Origin of the sequence: Amycolatopsis sp. NPDC049252 (genome assembly GCF_043197175.1) — a bacterium.
GTDB lineage: Bacteria > Actinomycetota > Actinomycetes > Mycobacteriales > Pseudonocardiaceae > Amycolatopsis.
Window position 1 is genome coordinate 1 of record NZ_JBICSQ010000044.1, and the last position, 20608, is coordinate 20608.

The following is a 20608-nucleotide window of genomic DNA, read 5'->3' on the forward strand; positions in this document are numbered from 1 at the left end:
CTCGGCGGCGCCGGCCCGATCCAGGCGGGCACGACCCAGGTGCTCGTCCTGATCGGGCTGCTCGCCGCCGAAGCCGTCTCGATCCTGGTGACCGTTCAGTTCGTCGCGGCCGGGAAGCTCAGCCGAGCGGCGTAGCCAGGTGCGCCGTGTCGTTGAAGCGCCGCACGATCCAGCGGTCGCCCTGCAGCACCAGGTGCGAGATCGAGCCGTTGTCCGCGCCGAGGAACGCGAACCGCTCGACCGACCGGCTGGCCTGGGCGAACACCTCGCCGATCACGCCGCCGTGGGTGAAGACGGCGACGCGCTGGTCGGGGTGGGCGGCGGCGATGCGGGTGAGCGCGTCGCGCAGCCGGGCGCCGAACGCCTCGTCGGACTCCGCGCCCGGGATGACGTCCCAGCGCTGCTCGGCCCACAGCCGGTCGACGATCGGGTGGCCGTCGGTCGTGTACTTGCGGAACAGGCCGTTTTCCCAGTCGCCCAGGTGGATCTCACGCAGGTCGCGCTCGACGACGGGGGTGATCCCGAGCTTCTCGGCCAGCGGCGCCGCGGTCTGCACCGTGCGGCGCAGCGTCGTCACGTAGATCGCGTCGATGCGCTCGCCGGCCAGCCGGGCGCCGATGCGCTGGGCGTGGTCGCGGCCCTCCGGCGCGAGGTCCGGGTCGGCCTGGCCGTCGACCAGGTCGAACGGGTTGCTGGCCCGGGCCGGCGCGGATTCGCCGTGCCGGACCAGGAAGATCTCGGTCGCGCCCGGGGGCGGGCTGAACCGGTGCTGCCGGTATTCGATCTCCTGCTCGGGCGTGCTCGTCATGGCCCCGACACTAGCCGAGCTGTTTGTCCACGAAGCACCATCGCCAGGTCTCGCCGGGCTCGAAGCTGCGCATCACCGGGTGCCGGCTCTCGTGGAAGTGCCGGGTGGCGTGCCGGCGCGGCGAGGAGTCGCAGCACGCGACGTTGCCGCACTTGAGGCACATCCGCAGGTGCACCCAGGTCGTCCCCTCCTCGATGCAGGCCGCGCAGGAGTCCGGCGAGCTGGGTTCCTTTTCGACCCACTCGTGGGCCAGGTGCTTGCACGAACCCGCGGTCGCGGCCGGGGTGCGCAGCTCGCGGCCTTCGACGTCCGGTTCCTCCTCGGCGCGGTCGAGCATGGACTCCTCGATGTCGAGGCGCTCCAGGACCTTCCGCAGGACGTCGTCGTCGGCGCTGCCGGCGGCACGGGCCTTCAGGAACTGGTCGCGTTCCACCTCGAGGAGCTGGACCCGCAGCCGGCGGTAGGCGTCGCTGGGCGTCTCGGCCAGCACGCTCTGGCGGCCGAGCTGCTCCCACGCCGAGTCGGACCGGTTCTGCAGCCGGTCGCGGATGCGCTGGATGATCTCGGGCGGGTCGTCGGGCTGCCGGATCTCCTCGAGCTTCTGCAGCGCCGCGGTGGTCATGTCGTGCAGCACGGACGCCTCCTGCAGCGCGTCCTCCGCCGGGTCCGGCCGGGGCAGGCGGAGCCGCCGGATCAGCGGTGGCAGCGTCATGCCCTGCACGGCGAGCGTGCCGGCCACGACGACGAACGCGGCGAGCACCAGCACGGGCCGCTGCGGGGTGTCGGCCGGCAACACGAACGCCGCGGCGAGCGTCACGACCCCGCGCATCCCCGCCCAGGAAATCACCGCCGAGTAGCGCCACGGCCAGATCTTCGCCTTCACCCGCTTCGGCATGAAGCGCTGTTCCAGCCGCTTCACGGTGCCGATGCCGAGCATCCACAGCATCCGCGTGAGGATCGTCGCGGCGAGCACCGCCGCGCAGATCCAGGTCAGCAGCCCCAGCGACAGCCCGGTCTCGCTGACTTCGCTGAGGATCCGCCGCAGCTGCAGGCCGATCAGCAGGAAGACCATGTTCTCCAGCAGGAACGCGATGGTCTGCCAGTTCAGCCTGCTGGCCAGGCGCGCCGAGCCGGAGAGGATCTTCGGGGCCTTGTGCCCCAGGATCAGCCCGGCGACGACCACCGCCAGCACCCCGGACCCGTGGATCGCCTCGGCCGGGATGTAGGCGATGAACGGCACCGCGAACGACAGCGCGGTGTCCAGCACCGGCTCGTTCATCCGCGCGCGGATGAACGCGGCCACGAACCCGACGACCAGCCCGACCACGATCCCGCCGATGGCCGCGCGGAAGAAGTCGGCGCCGACCTGCCAGAGGCTGACGGAGCCGGCCAGCGCGGCGATGGCCGTGCGGAGGGCGACGAGCGCGGCCGCGTCGTTGAACAGGCTCTCGCCCTCCAGCAGGCGGATCAGCTTGCGGGGCATGCCGACGCGCCGCGCGACGACGCTGGCGGCGACCGCGTCCGGCGGGGCGACGATCGCGCCGAGCGCGATCCCGCCGGCCAGCGGCAGGCCGGGGATCACCGCCCAGGCGACCAGCCCGACGCCGAAGGCGGTGAACACGACCAGCCCGACCGACATCAGCCCGATCGCGCCGCGGTTTTTCCGGAAGTCGACCAGGGACGTCTGGATGGCCGCCGAGTACAGCAGCGGCGGGAGCAGGCCGAGCAGCACGACCTCGGGGTCCAGGTGGTACTCGGGGACACCCGGCACGTAGGACGCGCCGACGCCGACGACGATCAGGCACAGGGGCGCCGACCAGTCCAGCCGCCGCGCGAGCGCGCTGACAAAAAGGACGGTCACGACCAGGGCCACTATCTCTGCCGCGATGTGCACGGGGTAATCATCACCCGAACCGCCGTGGCGGTGTGCCGCGCGGGTCGGTTCTGGTTGAATCGTCCCGGCTCGAGGAGCGGACGCCGCCATCTCCTGTGGGCCCTGCCTGATCCGTTTCGTCCGATCATGGAGGGTTTGATGGCGGTCTCACGGACAAGACGTGTGCTGCGGCTCGGCCTGGTGGCCGCGCTGACGGCTTCGGCGCTGGCGGGCGGCGTGTCGACGGCCTCGGCCGCGCCCGTCCCGTTCGGCAGTGTCGTCCCGGCTCCGGCGAGCGCGGTCCCGGCGAGCGGGGTGACGTTCACCCTCGGCTCCGGCGTCGCGATCTCCGCCGACGTCGCCGCGATCGGCGACCGGCTCGCGACGACCCTGCGCCGGTCCACCGGCTACGCGATCCCGGTGCACACCCCGCCCTCGGGCACCGACGGCGTCCGGCTGCTGCTCACGGGCGCGCCGGATTCGGTGGGTGACCAGGGCTACCAGCTCGACGTCACGGCGTCCGGCGTGGTCGTGCGGGCCCGGCAGGCCGCGGGCCTGTTCGCCGGCGTCCAGACGCTGCTGCAGCTGCTGCCGCCGGCCGCGCAGGGCACCACCACGGCGGCGGGGCCGTGGGTGCTGGCCGGCGGCCGGATCACCGACCAGCCGCGGTTCGGCTACCGCGGCGCGATGCTCGACGTCGCCCGGCACTTCTTCACCGTCGCCCAGGTGGAGCGGTACGTCGACCAGCTCGCCCGGTACAAGGTCAACACGCTGCACCTGCACCTGGCCGACGACCAGGGCTGGCGGATCGTGATCAACGGCTGGGAGCGCCTCGCCACCTACGGCGGCAGCACCCAGGTCGGCGGCGGCCCGGGTGGTTACTACACGCAGGCCGACTACGCGGCGATCGTCGCGTACGCCCAGGCGCGGTACATCACGGTCGTGCCGGAGATCGACCTGCCGGGCCACACGAACGCCGCGCTGGCCTCCTACGCCGAGCTGAACTGCGACGGCAAGGCGCGCCCGCGCTACACCGGCACCGACGTCGGGTTCAGCTCGCTGTGCACGTCGAAGGAGATCACCTACACGTTCCTCGACGCCGTCCTCGGCCAGCTGGCCGCGCTGACGCCGGGCAAGTACCTGCACATCGGCGGCGATGAGGCGCAGTCGACGAAACCGGCCGACTACAAGGCGTTCATGAACCGCGTCCAGCAGATCGCCGCCGCGCACGGGAAGAGCGCGCTGGCCTGGCACGAGATCGTCGACGCGACCCCGGCGCCCGGCACCGTCGCCCAGTTCTGGGACACCACGACGAGCAACAGCGCGGTCGCGACGGCGGCCAAGAACGGGACGAAGCTCGTGCTGTCGCCGGCCAACCACGCCTACCTCGACATGAAGTACACGTCGAGCTCGCCGATCGGGCAGGAGTGGGCCGGGCTCGTCGAGGTCAAGAAGGCCTACGACTGGAACCCGGGCGCCTACCTGTCCGGCGTCGCCGAGTCCGCCGTCTCCGGCGTCGAAGCTCCACTGTGGACGGAAACGGTGACGACCAGCGCGGACATCGAGTACCTGGCGTTCCCGCGGCTGACGGCGATCGCCGAGCTCGGCTGGTCACCGCAGAGCACCCACGACTGGACGGCCTTCTCGAAGCGGCTCGCCACCCAGGGACCGCTCTGGAAGCTGCTGGGGATCAAGTACTACAAGTCGCCGCAGGTGACGTGGCCGGCAGGCGCCTAGGCTGGACCCGTGACGACGGTGGAGATCACGGGTGGCGCGGTGCGCGGATCCGCGAAGGACGGGGTCAGGACGTTCCTCGGGGTGCCGTACGCCGCGCCTCCGGTGGAGGAGCTGCGGTTCCGCGCGCCGCGGCCGGTGCAGCCCTGGCCGGGTGTGCGGGACGCGACGAAGTGGGCGCCGCGCGCGCCGCAGCCCGAGCTGACCGGCCGCGGCTTCACCGGTGACGAGGACTGCCTCTACGTCAACGTCTACGCGCCGGCTGAGCCCGGTCCGCACCCGGTGCTGGTGTGGATCCACGGCGGCGGTGGCGTGATGGGCGCGCCGCACCAGTTCGACGGGTCGGCGTACGCCCGGCGCGGGGTGGTCGTCGTGACCGTCGCGTATCGCCTGGGCGTGCTCGGCCTGCTGCGCCTGCCCGGTGTCGCCGACTCGAACCTCTCGCTGCGCGACCAGGTCGCCGCGCTGGAATGGGTGCGCGACAACGTTTCGGCGTTCGGCGGTGATCCGTCGCAGGTGACGCTGGCCGGGCAGTCCAACGGCGGCCGCACGGTCGGGACGCTGCTGGCCGTGCCCGCCACGGACGGCCTGGTCCGGCGGGCGATCGTGCAGAGTGGCACCGGCGTCGGCTCGGTGGTGCACACACCGGATGAGGGCGCGGAGGTCGCGTCGGCGGTCCTCAAGGAACTGGACGCCTCGCCCGCGGACCTGGCGACGTTGCCGGTGAAGCGGATTCTGGAGGCGCAGCAACGGGTTTCGGCCGTCTCCGGGACCAAGGTGACCTACCGCGTGATCGTCGGCGACGAGCTGCTGCCCGAACGCCCGCTCGACGGCGTCCGCGAAGCCCCGCTGCTCATCGGGACGACGGCCGACGAGGAGGACCTGTTCAGCTGGCTGCAGTCGGGCGGCGCGAAGCTGCTCGGCGTCGGCTCGACGATGCTGGAGCCCGCCGAGGTCGAAAAGGCCGTCGCGGCGTACACCGAGCTGCTCGGCTGGCCCGAGGACCAGGTCCGCAACCGCGCGCTGACGGCGGGGGACTGGTGGATCCCGGCGATCCGGTTCGCCGAGAAGCAGCCGGACGCCTGGATGTACCGCCTCGACTGGCGGATCGCGCCCCGGGGCAAGGGTCTCGGCGCGCCGCACGGACTCGACCTGCCGCTGATGTTCGACGACGTCGACAACAAGAACTGGCGGTTCCTCTTCGCCGGCCGCAACCGCCCGACCGAGCGTTTCCAAGCTCTGGCGACGGAGATGTCCGGCGCCTGGATCCGGTTTATCACCACAGGCGACCCGGGCTGGCCGCGCTACACACCGGAGGACCGCGTCACCCGCCTCTTCGACGACATCTCCACCACAGTCACCGACCCGGACCGCGACCAGCGCCTGCTCTGGGACACCTTTTAAAGCCGTGAATGTCGCATTGAGGGACTTCAAGTCCCTCAATGCGACATTCACGGACTTGCGCTAGACGGTGATCTTGTCGACGTTCGGGCCGCCGTTGGCGGTCGTCGCGGTCGTCTTGATCTTGTTCACCCCGGCGGTCAGGGTCACGTGGACCGTGACCGTCTGCCAGGTGTCCCAGTTCCCGGTGCTGCCGAAGGCGAGCGCGGACGCACCAACGCGGCCGTTCACCGAGACGTCCATCGGGCGGTTCACCGTGGTGCCGTTGGCGTACCGCAGGACGACGTCGGCGGGGCCGGCGGCGGCCGCGTCGACGGAGAACTCCACCGCGCTGCCGGTCGCGTTGTCGTAGTTGACGAACCCGCTGCCGGTGAAGCCGGCGTGGTTCGACTCCGCGACACCGCTGGTGATCGTGGCGTCCTCGGCCTGGTAGTCCACCGGGGTACCAGGACCGGCCGTGCCGTCCGCCGGCACCGTCTTCGTGCCGGTGTTCCAGCCCGCGACCCGCACGGACGGCTTGGCGCCCTTGAGGTCCGCGGTCCGGTACGTCGCGGTCAGCGTCGTCGACTCGCCGGGCCAGAGGGTGACCTGGTTGTCGGTCCACGTCACCGGCAGCACCGGCGCGCCCGCCGCACCGAGGACGTGCGCGTCGACGAAGAACGCCGGCACCTTGCCGCCTGCGCTGTTCTTCAGCGTCACCTTGGTGGTCGTGGTGCCGTCGGAGTTCGCCGTCGAGTTCGCCGTGGCGTCGACCGCCACCTGGCCCAGGCCGGTCAGCCCGGACAGGTCCGCGTACGACGTCGTCGGCGTGTAGTACCAGTCGCTGTTGCCCCAGTCGAGCGTGTCGGCCTTGGTGGACAGCCAGTAGACGTTGCGGCTGACCTCCTTGCCCGAGGCGTCGGTGAGGACCAGCTTCGCCAGGTACGTCGTCGACAGGCCGCTCACCGTGCCGATGGTCAGCGCGGTGCTCTTCGCGCCGTCACCGCCCACCGAGAGCGTCTTCGACTGGGTGAACTTCTCCGTCCCGTCGAGGTTGTAGAGCTTGACCGACGCGGTCAGGTTCGACGCCGCGTCGTGGTTGTGGTTGACCACCACGACGGACTTGGTGTCGTACGAGTACTGGATGTGCAGCGGCTCGTTCGCCTTCTTGGCCCCGAAGTAGGAGCCGTTCTGGTCGAGGTAGGCGTCGAACAGCTGCCAGTGCAGCGACGTCCAGCCGCTGTTGAGCATCCAGTAGATGATCCCGGTCGACGGGTTCGAGCTGTCGCTGAAGTTGCGCGAGTGCGACTCGAACTCGGCGCGGACGTTCTCGTACTGCGCCAGCTGCGCCTTCCGGACGAAGTCGTCGAGGCTCGCCGGCTTGCCGTAGCGGCCGGCGAGCGCGTCGCCGAAGAGCTTCAGGTTGGCGAACGTCGAGGACGACGACCGGTGGTACTGCGCGGTCGACGGGCTCTTCCACAACGTGTCCAGCTCGCTCGGCGACATCATCCGCTTGAGCGTGTCCATCGTCGGGATGTCCGGCCCGGCACTGGTTTCCGAGTTGAAGCCCCACGCGCCGCCCAGATCGGAGTGCGCCTTGTCGTACCAGTAGTTCGGCGGGACGTAGTCGTACGGCCCGTTCATCTTCATGCCGGACGAGCCGAGCTGCGGTGACGACTTCGCCGACGCGGCCGGGACCACCGGGGTGGGCCAGTCCGCGGCGGCCAGCGCGTCGAGGTAGTTCTTCTCGATCGTCGCGTCGGGCGCGAAGTCGCTGCCGATCAGGAACGAGATGACGCTCGGGTGATCGCGCAGCCGCTCGGCCTCCGCGGTCATCGACGCCTTCGCGACCGGGTAGTCCGCGGCGGTCCAGGGGTCGCCCTTCTCGTCGCCGTTGACCTGGCCCTCCCACTTGTCGCAGCACTCCCAGCCGGGCAGCGTGAGCACGCCCATCCGGTCGGCGAGGTCGAAGAACTCGTCGGGCTCGATGTGCCCCTCCAGGCGCACGGTGTTGAGCCCGAGGTTCTTGACGTAGGCGAGCTTGTCCGCCGCGTACTGCTGGTTCCAGCGCAGGAACAGGTCCGGCGAGTAACCGCCACCCTTGATCAGCAGCGGACGCCCGTTGATCGTGTACGACCGGCCGCCGCTGGCGTTCTTGGGCGCCTTGACCTCGCGCACCCCGAAGCTTTCGTGGGAGGAGTCCGACGCCGTGCCGCCGACGCTCGCGGTGAGGTCGAGGTCGTAGAGCGGCTGCCCGCCCATCCCGGCCGGCCACCAGACCTGCGGGTTGTCGATCCCGACCACCGGGAACGTGACGGTCTTCTTCTCCTTGGCCGCCAGGGAAACCGGCTGGCTGATCGCGCGCCCGGCGACCGTGCCGGACACCGTCGCCGAGACCGCGGCCGCCGAGTCGTTGCGGACGTCGGCCTTCACGGTCAGGTCGGCGTGCGCCGTCCCGGTGAGCTTCGTGACGACGTGGCCGCCGCGCAGCGCGACCGGCCCGCTGCGGCGCACGAGGACGTCCCGCACGATGCCCATGTTCTGGTCCGGCGGGGTCTGCGCCCAGTCGATCCAGCCCATCGACAGGTCCTTCTCGGGGTCGTTCGGGTAGACCTTGAACGCGACGCTGTTCGTGCCCGCCTCGACCTGCGCGGTGATGTCCAGGTCCTGGCGGGTGTAGGCGCCGGTGACCTGCGCCTTGTCCGCGACTTTCGTCCCGTTGACCCAGACGTCGGCCTTGGACAGCACGCCGCTGAAGTCGAGGTAGGTGCGCTGGGTGGTGTCGGTGACGGTGAGGTCGGTGCGGTACCACCACGGGACCTTGAAGTCCGCGGTCGGCACGTTCTTCATGTTCGTCGAGTAGAAGGGGTCGGCGTACTTGCCGTTGGCCAGCAGGCCGGCGTAGACGGTCGAGCGCGGGCCGACCGGGTACCAGCCGGCGGTGTCGAAGCCCGGCTTCGAGACCGCCGGGTCGTCGCCGACCCGGGCCGAGGTCTGGATCAGGAATCCGGGGACCGCGGTGGCCGGCCCGGCCGCGGCGACGGAGGCCCTGGCGGGCACCTGTCCGCCGGCCGCCGGGACGGCCGCCCCGCCCAGCGCGACGGCGAGCGTGACCGCCGCCAACAGCGTCGTCATGGTTCTTCTTTGCCGATGACTCACTAGCGCGCCTCCTAGGCACCACGGCGGCGAGGGACGGTGACCATCGTTAGGTAACTTTCCTAACAATTGCGGACGATAGTAGCGGTCCGATCACTCCGGGAACAGGGGCGTTTGCCCGGTTGGTCACCCCTGCTCGGCGTGCCAGGCGGCCGCCGCGCGCAGGGCCAGCAGGAGTGGCAACGAGCCGTCTTCCCAGATTCGCCGTGGGAGTGTCTCGTTCAGCGGAACACCGGCGGCCAGTGCGACGCCGACCGCCGCGAGGTCGACGTCGAAGAGCGTCAGCCCGGCGCTGTAGAGCCGTTCGCCGCTGACCGGCCGGCGGCCGGCGACGTCGCCGCTGTCGACGGCCAGTTCGGTCAGCCCGAAGAACTCCGGCTTCGCGCCGCGTTCCATCCAGCGCGCGAAGCCGACCAACCGCGTCGAGCGGACGTCTCCGGGCGCGAGCCCGCTCTCTTCGCACAGTTCGCGTTCCATGCCCGCGCGGACGGCGTCGTGCAGCAACTGCCGGGGTTCGCCGTCCGGTGTCCGCAGGTCTCGGGGTTCGAGCGAGCCGCTGCCCGACGGCGCCAGCAGCAGCCCGCTCGCCGCGTTGAGCGACGACTGCCGGACGGTGACGAGCCGGCCGTCGGTGGTGAAGGCGACCGTGGACACGCCGACCAGGTCGGTCAGGGCGCTGCTGCTCAACGTCCGCAGGGCGCCGGCCGAGTCGGTGAGCTCGGCCTTGCGCAGGTCGTACTCTTCGCCGGTCTCGCTGCGGGTGATGCGCAGCGTGCCGAGCTCGTTCGAGCAGACGGCGTCGAAGAACCGCGCGCGGTGCAGCCGGATGGGCGCGGGCCGGGCACCGGCGGCGGGCAGCGGATCGCCGTGCATGCCGACGACGGGGCCGTTGAAGAGCAGCCGCCCGCGGGCGCGCAGCGGAAGCACGTGCGGCGCGGTCGCCTTGAGGGACGGCGGCAGCCGGTAGGGCTCCTCGGCGACGGTGATCGTGTGCTGCCCGCTCCACAGGTCCCGGTCGATCGCGTCGCTGACCAGCACGGTTCCCCGGGCGGGCACGGCGAGGTACTCGGACGGCGGGTAAGCGGCGGGCGGCGGCAGGTCGTCGGCGGGGAAGGGCGCGGCGATCGCGGTGAACGCGAACCCGGCCCACCGGCGGCGCAGCAGCCGGACGTCCCGGGTGAAGGTGGTGATGCCGAGCGCCAGCGCGACGACCGACAGCACGATGCCGACGGCGCTGGGCAGGATGGTGACCGCGCCGAGCAGCACGCCGAGGCCCGACGCGGCGAGCGGCCACTCCCGGGCGCCGATGAAGCCGAAGTAGTCCGCCTTCGCCCGGGCGCGGCGCGTCAGTTTTCCCATCGCCGCCCTGTTTAGCACGGCGGTGGCGGTGTGCGGGACGGGTTTCAGGCTTTCGCGTCGAGGTAGACCCACTGGCCGGCTTCGCGGCGGAAGCGGCTGTTCTCCTCCATGAAGGCGTCGCGACCCCGGTGACGGTAGTGCGCGCGGAACTCGACCGTGCCTTCGTTGTGCAGCAGGCCGCCGCCGGTGCGGGCGAGGATCTCCAGCCGCGTCCACTCCTGGCCGGGATCGAGCGCCAGCTTCCGCGGCCGGGTGTCCGGGTGCCAGGTGCGCAGCAGGTAGTCCGTGTCGCCGACGGCGAAGGCGCTGAACCGGGACCGCATCAGCAGTTCGGCGGTCGGCGCCGCCAGGCCGCCGTCGTGGAACCGGCCGCAGCAGGCGGCGTAGGACTCGGCGAGGCCGCACGGGCACGGAGCGGGAGGCATCGGCAAAGTGTGCCACGGCCGGGCCGGCCGGCGTCAGCCGTCCTTTGTGGACTAGCCGCCGTTGACCGGCTTGCCGCTCTCGCGGGCTTCCTGCGCGCCGCGCACCGCGAGGCGGTCCGCGCGCTCGTTGCCCGGCAGGCCCGCGTGGCCCTTCACCCAGAGCCACTCGACCTCGTGCTCGCGGACGGCCTCGTCGAGGCGCTGCCACAGGTCCGCGTTCTTGACCGGCTCGCGCGCCGCGGTCTTCCAGCCGTTGCTCTTCCAGCGGGGCAGCCACTGCGTGATGCCGTTGCGCACGTACGTGCTGTCGGTGAACACGCGGACCTGGGACGGGCGCTTGAGGCTCTCCAGCGCCCGGATCGGCGCGGTCAGCTCCATCCGGTTGTTCGTCGTCGGCGTGGCCTCGCCGCCGTACAGCTCGCGCTCGTGCTTGCCGTAGGTCAGCACCGCGCCCCAGCCCCCGGGGCCGGGGTTCCCGCTGCACGCGCCGTCGGTGTAGATCTCCACGGCCGGTCCGTCCTCGCTCGCCACGGCGGCGACCCTACCGGTCGTCTTACCCTCGCTTCCGGCCACCACGCCGGGTTACGGTGGAAATCCGGAGGGGAACCATGACGGGGCACGACGACCAGGCCGAGGGGGCGCTCCTGGCGCACCTCGCCGACGCCGATCGCGAGTACCTGCTCGCCCAGGGCGTCCGGCGCCGCTTCCGCGCCGACGACTACGTGCTCATGGAAGGCGACCCGTCCGACCACGTGCACGTCCTGGTCTCGGGCTGGGTGCGGATCTCGAAGATCGTCGAGGACGGCCGCGAGGTGCTCTTCGGCCTGCGCGGCCCCGGCGAGGTGCTGGGCGAACTGGCGGCGATCAACGGCTGGGCGCGCACGGTGTCGTGCCGCGCCATGGAACCGTGCCAGGTCGTCCAGCTGACCGGCGTCCAGTTCCTCGCCGTGCTGCGGGCCCGGCCCGAGATCGCCATCGCGACGATCAAGACCGTCGCCGTCCGGCTGCGCGCCGCCGAGAACGCGCGCGTCGCCTCGGCGGCCTACGACGTGAGCCACCGGGTCGCGGTCCACCTGGTGCGGCTGGCCGAAGAGCACGGCCGTACGGTGCCGGAGGGCATCGTGATCGAGGCGGGGTTTTCGCAGGAGGACATGGCGGGGCAGGTCGGCGCGGCGCGCCGGACCGTCGCGCGGGCGCTGGCCGTCCTGCGGGAGCGGGGCGTCGTCGAGACCGGCCGGAAACGCGTCCTCATCCGCCGGATGCACGTCCTGCGCGCCCTGGCCCGTTCTGAGCCAAACGGCACACAACGCCCGTGACAACGGGCATCTGAAGCTCGTCCCCCGCGCGCCATTCTGGGATCGGCCGGAAAAGAAACGAGATGCCACCGGCCGGATTCCGTTTTTGAGCGAGGCTCGGGGGAGTGCTTGTCGTGAACGTCTACTGCAAAATCCGGACCCTGGTGAAATCCGTTTCCGCCGCGTTCGCCGCCGGCGTCGTCGCGGGATTGCTGGTGGCCTCCGGGAACGCGGTGACACCGGCGGCACCGGCCCCCGCCTCGTCCTGGGTGCAGCGATGAGGAGGTGTGTGATGGAGAGCCACTCGATCTGGGCGCTGATCTTCGGCGCGAACTGACGCACCCGCGGTGCGGCCCGGCCGGCCGGCTCGTGGGGGGTCGACCGGCCGGGCTATTCACGCTGAAAGAATGTCCCCCATCTGTCATTCCGCAACGGAACCGGCACTGGTAACGTGATGGGCCGTTCTGCGACTCTCTTTCTGCCGCAGCAAAGGAGGAGGGCCGGGTGACGGCGGAGAACTCCTTCCCGTTCGTGCGCGAGCTGAACGAGCTGCGCCGCGGCCGCGGCCTGGACGCCACCGATCTGCACCAGCGGATCGGGCCGTGCCTGCGGGCGGCGTGCGAGATCGCCGAGACCGACCAGCCCGCCGCCGCGCGGCACAAGCTCGTCCTGCGGCTCACCGAGCTGTGCGGGCGGCTGCCCGCGGACCTGCGGCTGGCCGCGCTGGCGGCGCTCGGCCTGCACGAAGAGGCGGCCGGGGAGTTCCTGGACCGGCGGATCTTCTGGCTGGCCAGCGTGCTGGACCGGGACCCGCGCACCGCGCGGCGCCGTATCGACCTCGCGTTCCGCCGGCTCGACGAGCTGCTCGGCGCGCCCGTCCGGAACCGGGACCTGCACCCGCTCGCCGGCTGGTACGTCGAGTCGATGAAGGCGATGGTCCGGCTCGACCGCGACCCGCCCGACCTGCAGGAGGAGCGCCGGATCGTCGCGGAGGTCGACGAGCTCGACGAGCTGGTCCTGTCCTTCAGCGTGCCGGCCGTGCCCGGCAGCGACCCGGTGCCCGACATCAGCGCCGACGTGCTCTTCGGCGGTGAAGTCGTCGAGGCGAAGCAGGTTTCGGCGAGCCACGCGCAGTTCGTCATGCGGCTGCCCAGCCCGTTGCGGCTGGGCCAGCGCCACGAGTACGGCATCCGGTTCGCGCCGCAGCGGACCTCGTTGCGGCCGTACTACGTCCTCACGCCGTTGCGCCGCTGCGAGAAGTTCTCGGTCCGCGTCCGCTTCGACCGCGCCGACCCGCCGTCTCGGGTGTGGCGGCTCAACGGCGTGCCGGGCCGGGTGATCGACGACGGCGTCGACTCGGGCGACGCGCTGACGATCAACCGGGTCGGCGAGGTGGGCCTCGAGTTCCACGGGCTGCACCAGGGCCTGAGCTACGGCCTGCAGTGGTCTTTCGATCGGTCCTTCGATCCTCGGGAGGACTGAGGAGCCCATGCGCACCGTCCCGGTGTCCGCGACCGTCGTCCGGATCGGGATCGTCGCGCCGAGCCGCGGGCGGACCGCCCGCTCGGTGCACCTCGGCGTCACCCTCGACGCGGTGCTGGACGACGTGTTCGACGGCGTGCCGGTGCCCTACCGGACCCCGACCTGGTTCCGGCGGCCGGAGGGGGACAACACCACGCTGGTCATCCCGCCGACGGTGCCGTCGCGGTGGGTCGCGACCGGGCTGGTCGCCCTGGTGGACGAGGCGCTGGGGAACCGCAACCGCCACCTCGCGCAGTTCGGCAGGCTGCGCCTGCGGCTGGCGATCGACCACGGCGACGTCGTGCTGCGCCCGCCGCACTTCGGCGGCGCCGCGATCGCGCTGTCGTCCTGGCTGTGCGATTCGGCCGAGCTGAAGGCGGCTTCCGCGGCGGCGCCGGAGGAGGACCAGGTGCTGATCGTGTCCGACCGCTTCTACACGGCCGTCGCCGGCGAAGGCGAGCACGACCTGGACCCGGCGGTGTTCCGGCAGGTCTTCGTCGCGGCCGGCGGCGGCCTCGAGATCGGCTGGCTGCGGATCCGTCCGGATGCTGAGACGTGGAATAGCTCGGAAGACGACGGGTTGGCACCTTCGTAACCCGTTGGGAAGGGGCCCGCGATGAGCACGTTCACGAGCGAGTGGCAGGACTGGAAGACCCGGCGCGAGTCGGACCTCGCCGAGCCGCACGGCTGGCTGGCGCTGGTGTCGCTGGACTGGCTGACCGACACCCCGCGCGAGTACCCCGGCATCCCCGGCCGCTGGTGGCAGGACGTCGACGCCGCGTACGTCGACCCGGCCGGCGCCGCGCTGACCCACGAGGGCGAGCCGATCACGGACGTCCGCCGGTTCGAGCTGGTCAACAGCGGCGCGGGCACCCGGGTGCTGTCCGGTGACGTCGAGATCGAGGTGGCCCGCCGCTCGGGGTACCTGATCCGGGTGCACGACCCGAAGGCCGAGGTGCTGCGCGCCTTCCACGGCGTCCCGGCCTACGAACCGTCGCCGTCGTGGGTGCTCACCGGCCGGTTCGAGCCGTTCGACGAGCCGCGGCCCACCACGGTCGGCGCCGTGGTCGAGGGCCTGAGCCACGTCTACACGGCGCCGGGCCTGGTCCACTTCGAGCACGACGGCGCGTCGCACACGCTGACCGCGTTCAACGGCAAGGAAGGCGGCTTCAGCATTCTGTTCACCGACGGGACGAGCGGCCTCACGACGTACGCCGCCAACCGCTCGCTGCCGGTGGGCGCGCCGGCCGCGGACGGCACGGTGACGCTGGACTTCAACCGCGCGGTGAACCTGCCGTGCGCGTTCACCGACTTCGCGACGTGCCCGCTGCCCCCGGCGGGCAACCACCTGAACTTCGCGGTGGAGGCGGGGGAGAAGACCCCGTACGAGCGCTGACGGGGTCTTCCCGGTTTCAGCTGGCGACGTCGATCACGACGCGGTTGGGCGCGGTGAGCGTGAAGACGTTCACCGTCGTCCGCGACCGCACGCCGAGCCCGACGGTCAGGTGCCCCTCGAAGTCCCCGGTGACCGCGACGGCCATGACGTTGCGCAGGTTCCGCGTCCGGAACTTCTGCGGCCCGGGATAGGTGGGCGCGCCGGAGTCGTCGTGCGCGGCGGCGGGCGTCGCGGAGACGTTGATGAAGTACTGCCCGGTGAGCCACACGATGTCCCCGGTCGGGTCGGCGGTGAGCTCGTCGACGAGCTGGTAGCTGACCCCGGGCGCGGTCCCGGCGGTGAGGTCGAGGACCACGCGGTCGAAGCCGGGGTTGGCGCCGGTGCGGATGGCGGTCAGGGCGGGAATGGTGGTCGTGGCGCCGGCGGGTGCGGCCGCGGCGGCCGCCGTCGCGGTACCGGCGAGCAGCAGGACGACGGCGGCGAGGGCGCGCCGGACGGGTCTGGACATGAAGGGCCTCCTGGCGGGTGTGAACCGGTGGAAGTCCCAGCGCTGGGTATGCGAGAGACGTCCGGTTCGTCCGGGGAGTTGCCCGGCGTCCGGAACCGTTACCCGGCTGCTCCGAACGTGTCGTGAGTGAGAAACGGTGTGCTGACCCGGTTTCTCACTCACGACCGCGATCCGGACGTCACCAGCCGCGTTCGCGCCATTCGGCCAGCTTCGGGCGCTCCGCGCCCAGCGTCGAGTCGTCGCCGTGGCCCGGGTAGAACCACGTCTCGTCCGGCAGCTCGTCGAAGATCCGGGACGACACGTCGTCCACCAAGGACGTGAAGTCCTCAGGAGACGTGGTCCGCCCCACCCCGCCGGGGAACAGCGAGTCCCCGGTGAACAGGTGCGGGTGGCCCGACGGGTCCCGGTACAGCAGGGCGATCGACCCCGGCGTGTGACCTCGCAGGTGGATCACCGAAAGGGTGACTTGGCCCACCGAAAGGGTGTCGCCGTGCTCCACCAGGAAGTCCGGCGGTACCGGCAGCGGCGAGGCGTCCAGCGGATGGGCCGCCGTGTTCGAGCCGTTCGCGCCCGCCACCGCGCCCAGGGCCTGCCAGTGGTCCTGGTGCTGGTGGGTCGTGACGACCGTGCGCAGGGCCGGCCGGTCGGGGCCGTGGCCGATCAGGTCCGAGATGCGCTCGGGGTCGTTCGCCGCGTCGATGAGGAGGGCTTCGTTCTCCTGGCGGCACACCAGCAGGTACGTGTTGTTGTCCATCGGGCCGACGGACAGCTTGGTGATGGTCAGCGCGTCCAGGGTCCGCCGGGTGGCGTCGCCGCCCGGGTCGACGTGCCCGGTGTAGGTCTCCACGATGTTCACCGTGCACACGGTAGTCGGGGCCCTGCAAGCGGTTCCACCCGCACAAGTGCTCGCGCACCCCGCCACGTAGGCTCACCGGAGCCCCGCAAGCCGACCCCGGGAAGACCGTGCCGACGACTCCGACGCCGACCCCGGAACGAGCCGTACGCCGGATCAGCTGGGACCTCCTGCGCGTCGTCGCGGTCCTCGCCGTCATCCTCGGGCACGTCACCCACCAGGGTGCACTTCTGCACCCGGAACTCACGGGGTACCCCTTCCGGGTGACCGCGCAGTTCGGGGCGGCGATCCTCCTGGTGATCTCCGCGTTCTTCGTTTGCGCGAGCCTCCGCAAGGGCAATCCGCGCCGGTGGCTGTGGAACCGGATCGCGCGCCTCGTGCCCGCCTACCTGGTCGCGGTGCTCGTCACCTACCTGGTGACGCGGTACGCGGCCATCCGCTTCAGCGGGCTGCCGTTCCCACCGGGCCTGACCGGCTTCCTCTTCGGCGTGCCGCAGGGCCTGCCGACGGACCCCTCGCCCTGGTACATCCCCACCTGGGCCGATCTGCTCGCCAACCTGGGCATGGTCCCCGAATGGGGTTACCGCTTCGAGTGGTTCTACTACCTCGACGGCTCCTACTGGACGCTCCCCGTGCAGCTCGCGGCCTTCGCCTGCGCGGCGCTGCTGTGGCCGCGGGCCTGGCGGACGCACCGGGTGACCGTCGCCCTGCTGTGGGCGCTGATCCTGGTGCCGCTGGTCATCCGGTTCGCGATCGTGCCGCCGTCGCTGGAGCCGGGCACGCACCAGAAGGTCGTCGACTCCGTCTTCTACGGCCTGGGCCTGCACCGCGCGCACGTCTTCGCCATCGGCGCGGCCCTCTGGCTGTGGTCGAAGAAGCGGCTCGCGCACGGGCACGTCGCGCTGTTCGTGCTCGCCGCGTGCGTGGCGCAGGACCTGCAGGTCTTCCCGTTCCACCGGGCCCTGCCGCAGGACGCCCAGCGCTGGCCGTCCACGATCGGGTTCGCGGTGCTGCTCCTGCTGGTGTGCCTCGCCGCCCGGGGCCCCGACTGGCGCTTCCCCGGCCTGCGCCGGATCGCCCCGGCCGTCACCTGGCTCGCGGGCATCTCGTATGGTCTTTATCTGGTGCACCAGGAACTGGGTTACATCCTGGCGCGCGCCCTGATCAACGTCGGCGTCCCCGGCTGGCTGCGGCTCCCCGTGGTCGTGGCCGCCGCCGTGCTGGCGGGCTGGGCGGTCACCGCGGGCGTCGAACGGCCGGTCCACCGGTGGCTCACCGCTCGCCGGGATCGCGACCAGAAGCCGGAAGAACCGCAGGTCAAGGACTCGGAACCAGTTTCTGTCGGTGGTGGCTCGTAGCATGGAAGCGGCCGCCCGTGCAGCTCTGACCGGGCCGGCAACCGCAGCTGGAGAATGACACTGAAGGGACCCTGGCGTGGCTGATCGCCTCGTTGTTCGCGGCGCCCGCGAGCACAACCTCCGCGGCGTGGATCTCGACCTGCCCCGCGACAGCCTGATCGTGTTCACGGGTCTGTCCGGGTCCGGCAAGTCGAGCCTCGCCTTCGACACCATCTTCGCCGAAGGGCAGCGCCGGTACGTCGAGTCGCTGTCCGCGTACGCCCGCCAGTTCCTCGGGCAGATGGACAAGCCGGACGTCGACTTCATCGAGGGCCTTTCGCCCGCGGTGTCGATCGACCAGAAGTCCACCTCGCGCAACCCGCGCTCGACCGTGGGCACGATCACCGAGGTCTACGACTACCTCCGGCTGCTCTACGCCCGGGCCGGCAAGGCGCACTGCCCCAAGTGCGGCGAGCTCATCAGCAAGCAGACCCCGCAGCAGATCGTCGACCAGGTGCTCGAGATGGACGAGGGCATCCGCTTCCAGGTGCTCGCGCCGGTCGTGCGCGGGCGCAAGGGCGAGTACGTCGACCTGTTCGAGAACCTGCAGCAGCAGGGTTACGCGCGTGTGGTCGTCGACGGCACGGTGCACGCGCTCACCGACCCGCCGAAGCTGAAGAAGCAGGAAAAGCACCAGATCGGCGTGGTCGTCGACCGGCTGAGCGTGAAGTCGGCCTCGCGGCAGCGGCTCACCGACTCGGTCGAGACGGCGCTGCGGCTGGCCGACGGCCTGGTCGAGCTGGAGTTCGTCGACCTGCCGGAGAACGACCCGAACCGGGTCCGCGGCTTCTCCGAGAACCTGGCCTGCCCCAACGGCCACCCGCTGGCCATCGAGGACCTCGAGCCCCGCTCGTTCTCCTTCAACTCGCCCTACGGCGCGTGCCCCGTGTGCACCGGCATCGGCGTCCGCAAGGAGGTCGACCCGGAGCTGGTGGTCCCGGACGACGAGCTGACGCTGGCCGAGGGCGCGATCGCGCCGTGGGCCGGCGGGCAGAGCGCCGACTACTTCGTCCGGCTGCTCGAGTCGCTGTCGGAGACGATCGGCTTCCGGATGGACACGCCGTGGCGCAAGCTGCCCGCGCGCGCCCAGAAGGCGGTGCTGCACGGCGTCGACGAGCAGGTGCACGTCCGCTACAAGAACCGCTACGGCCGCCAGCGCTCGTACTACGCGAACTTCGAGGGCGTCATCCCGTTCCTCGAGCGGCGCCAGGAGCAGACCGAGTCCGAGTACATGCGCGAGCGGTACGAGGGCTACATGCGCGAGGTGCCGTGCCCGACCTGCCAGGGCACCCGGCTCAAGCCGGAGATCCTCGCCGTCACGCTGCAGCACAAGACCCGCGGTGACATGTCGATCGCCGAGGTCTGCGCGCTGTCCATCGCGGAGGCGTCGCAGTTCCTCGACGAGCTGGAGCTCGGGCAGCGCGAGTCGATGATCGCCGGCGCGGTGCTCAAGGAGATCCAGGCCCGCCTGCGCTTCCTGCTGGACGTCGGCCTGACCTACCTTTCGCTCGACCGCGCGTCGGGGACCCTCTCGGGCGGCGAGGCGCAGCGCATCCGGCTGGCCACCCAGATCGGCTCCGGCCTGGTCGGCGTGCTGTACGTGCTGGACGAGCCGTCGATCGGCCTGCACCAGCGCGACAACCACCGGCTGATCGAGACGCTGACCCGGCTGCGCAACCTGGGCAACACGCTGATCGTCGTGGAGCACGACGAGGACACCATCCGCTCCAGCGACTGGGTGGTCGACATCGGCCCGGGCGCCGGCGAGCACGGCGGCCACATCGTCCACAGTGGACCGTACAAGAAGATCCTGAAGAACAAGGACTCGATCACCGGGGCGTACCTGTCCGGGCGCCGCAAGATCGACGTGCCGGCGATCCGGCGGCCGATCGACAAGAAGCGGCAGCTGACCGTCGTCGGCGCGCGCGAGCACAACCTGCGCGCGCTGGACGTCTCGTTCCCGCTGGGCTGCCTCGTCTCGGTCACCGGCGTCTCCGGCTCGGGCAAGTCGACGCTGGTCAACGACATCCTCGCGACGGTGCTGGCGAACAAGCTCAACGGCGCCCGCCAGGTGCCGGGCCGGCACACCCGGGTCAACGGCCTGGCCCAGGTCGACAAGCTGGTGCGGGTCGACCAGTCGCCGATCGGGCGGACCCCGCGGTCCAACCCGGCCACCTACACCGGTGTCTGGGACCACGTCCGCAAGCTGTTCGCGGCGACCACCGAGGCGAAGGTCCGCGGGTACCAGCAGGGCCGGTTCTCGTTCAACGTCAAGGGCGGCCGCTGCGAGGCGTGCGCCGGCGACGGCACGATCAAGATCGAGATGAACTTCCTGCCGGACGTCTACGTCCCGTGCGAGGTCTGCAAGGGCGCGCGGTACAACCGCGAGACCCTCGAGGTGCACTACAAGGGCAAGACCGTCTCGGACGTGCTGGACATGCCGATCGAGGAGGCGGCCGAGTTCTTCGAGCCGATCAAGGCGATCCACCGGCACCTCGCCACGCTCGTCGACGTCGGCCTCGGTTACGTCCGGCTCGGGCAGCCGGCGCCGACGCTGTCGGGCGGTGAGGCGCAGCGCGTGAAGCTCGCCAGCGAGCTGCAGAAGCGCTCCACCGGCAAGACGGTCTACATCCTCGACGAGCCGACCACCGGCCTGCACTTCGAGGACATCAGCAAGCTGATCGGCGTGATCAACGGGCTGGTGGACAAGGGCAACACGGTGATCGTGATCGAGCACAACCTCGACGTGATCAAGACGTCCGACTGGATCATCGACATGGGCCCGGAGGGCGGCAGCGGCGGTGGCACGGTGATCGCCGAGGGCACGCCCGAGCACGTGGCCGGGGTCGAGACGAGCTACACGGGCGAGTTCCTGCGCCACGTCCTCGCGGCCGAGTGAGGGC

Annotated in this window: 16 protein-coding genes and 1 pseudogene; 9 read left to right on the top strand and 8 right to left on the bottom strand. The window is 71.2% G+C overall.

The genetic code is table 11. The features are described from left to right. Nucleotides 1-135 (top strand): annotated as a pseudogene (locus ACGFMK_RS32355) (ABC transporter permease); the annotation flags it as partial. On the opposite strand, the gene ACGFMK_RS32360 reads toward ACGFMK_RS32355, so the two are convergent. Together ACGFMK_RS32360 and ACGFMK_RS32365 are read right to left on the bottom strand one after the other, a co-directional pair. Continuing rightward, the gene (locus ACGFMK_RS32360) at nucleotides 119-808 is read right to left on the bottom strand and encodes a histidine phosphatase family protein (protein WP_392771296.1); all 690 of its coding nucleotides are present in this window, start codon (nucleotides 806-808) and stop codon (nucleotides 119-121) included. The pseudogene ACGFMK_RS32355 and the gene ACGFMK_RS32360 sit on opposite strands and share 17 nt — an antisense overlap. Nucleotides 809-818: 10 nt before the next feature. Next, nucleotides 819-2702 (bottom strand): Na+/H+ antiporter, encoded by a 1884-nt coding sequence (locus ACGFMK_RS32365; protein ID WP_392771299.1) that lies wholly within the window; start codon nucleotides 2700-2702, stop codon nucleotides 819-821. Nucleotides 2703-2840: 138 nt separating this feature from the next. On the opposite strand from ACGFMK_RS32365, the gene ACGFMK_RS32370 reads away from it, so the two are divergent. After that, a complete protein-coding gene (locus ACGFMK_RS32370) occupies nucleotides 2841-4418 on the top strand; it encodes a beta-N-acetylhexosaminidase (protein WP_392771302.1) in 1578 nt (525 codons plus the stop codon). A 9-nt stretch (nucleotides 4419-4427) separates the two neighbouring features. After that, a complete protein-coding gene (locus ACGFMK_RS32375; protein ID WP_392771305.1) occupies nucleotides 4428-5819 on the top strand; it encodes a carboxylesterase/lipase family protein in 1392 nt (463 codons plus the stop codon). A gap of 60 nt (nucleotides 5820-5879) precedes the next feature. Here the strand turns inward: ACGFMK_RS32375 and ACGFMK_RS32380 are convergent, their stop codons facing one another. The 4 genes from ACGFMK_RS32380 to rnhA all read right to left on the bottom strand — a co-directional run bounded on the left by ACGFMK_RS32380 (nucleotide 5880) and on the right by rnhA (nucleotide 11266). Continuing rightward, entirely contained in the window at nucleotides 5880-8930 is a 3051-nt protein-coding gene (locus ACGFMK_RS32380; RefSeq protein WP_392771308.1) for a carbohydrate-binding protein, read from the bottom strand. 147 nt (nucleotides 8931-9077) lie between these two features. Next, a complete protein-coding gene (locus tag ACGFMK_RS32385; protein ID WP_392771310.1) occupies nucleotides 9078-10310 on the bottom strand; it encodes a hypothetical protein in 1233 nt (410 codons plus the stop codon). A gap of 44 nt (nucleotides 10311-10354) precedes the next feature. Continuing rightward, nucleotides 10355-10735 (bottom strand): YchJ family protein, encoded by a 381-nt coding sequence (locus ACGFMK_RS32390; protein WP_392771312.1) that lies wholly within the window; start codon nucleotides 10733-10735, stop codon nucleotides 10355-10357. Nucleotides 10736-10786: 51 nt separating this feature from the next. Beyond that, a complete protein-coding gene (rnhA, locus tag ACGFMK_RS32395; protein ID WP_323331160.1) occupies nucleotides 10787-11266 on the bottom strand; it encodes a ribonuclease HI in 480 nt (159 codons plus the stop codon). A 77-nt stretch (nucleotides 11267-11343) separates the two neighbouring features. On the opposite strand from rnhA, the gene ACGFMK_RS32400 reads away from it, so the two are divergent. From ACGFMK_RS32400 to ACGFMK_RS32415, 4 genes are all read left to right on the top strand, one after another. After that, on the top strand, nucleotides 11344-12051 hold the full coding sequence (locus ACGFMK_RS32400) for a Crp/Fnr family transcriptional regulator (protein ID WP_392771315.1): 708 nt from the start codon (nucleotides 11344-11346) through the stop codon (nucleotides 12049-12051). A 483-nt stretch (nucleotides 12052-12534) separates the two neighbouring features. Next, nucleotides 12535-13512, top strand: coding sequence for a hypothetical protein (locus ACGFMK_RS32405; RefSeq protein ID WP_392771318.1), 978 nt, complete (start codon nucleotides 12535-12537; stop codon nucleotides 13510-13512). Between the two features lie 7 nt (nucleotides 13513-13519). Beyond that, entirely contained in the window at nucleotides 13520-14146 is a 627-nt protein-coding gene (locus ACGFMK_RS32410; protein WP_392771321.1) for a hypothetical protein, read from the top strand. 21 nt (nucleotides 14147-14167) lie between these two features. Then, nucleotides 14168-14947, top strand: a complete 780-nt coding sequence (locus ACGFMK_RS32415; RefSeq protein WP_392771323.1) for a DUF1684 domain-containing protein — start codon at nucleotides 14168-14170, stop codon at nucleotides 14945-14947. A 16-nt stretch (nucleotides 14948-14963) separates the two neighbouring features. Here ACGFMK_RS32415 and ACGFMK_RS32420 read toward each other — a convergent pair whose 3' ends face one another. Together ACGFMK_RS32420 and ACGFMK_RS32425 are read right to left on the bottom strand one after the other, a co-directional pair. Beyond that, nucleotides 14964-15455, bottom strand: a complete 492-nt coding sequence (locus ACGFMK_RS32420) for a hypothetical protein (protein WP_392771326.1) — start codon at nucleotides 15453-15455, stop codon at nucleotides 14964-14966. 178 nt (nucleotides 15456-15633) lie between these two features. Next, a complete protein-coding gene (locus ACGFMK_RS32425; RefSeq protein WP_392771328.1) occupies nucleotides 15634-16311 on the bottom strand; it encodes an MBL fold metallo-hydrolase in 678 nt (225 codons plus the stop codon). A gap of 107 nt (nucleotides 16312-16418) precedes the next feature. Here ACGFMK_RS32425 and ACGFMK_RS32430 point away from each other — a divergent pair, with 107 nt between their 5' ends. Together ACGFMK_RS32430 and uvrA are read left to right on the top strand one after the other, a co-directional pair. After that, nucleotides 16419-17666 carry an acyltransferase family protein gene (locus ACGFMK_RS32430; RefSeq protein ID WP_392771331.1) on the top strand — a complete coding sequence of 416 codons (1248 nt, stop codon included), beginning with the start codon at nucleotides 16419-16421 and terminating at the stop codon, nucleotides 17664-17666. A 76-nt stretch (nucleotides 17667-17742) separates the two neighbouring features. Then, nucleotides 17743-20604 carry an excinuclease ABC subunit UvrA gene (gene uvrA, locus ACGFMK_RS32435; RefSeq protein ID WP_392771334.1) on the top strand — a complete coding sequence of 954 codons (2862 nt, stop codon included), beginning with the start codon at nucleotides 17743-17745 and terminating at the stop codon, nucleotides 20602-20604. The last annotated feature ends 4 nt before the right edge of the window (nucleotides 20605-20608 follow it).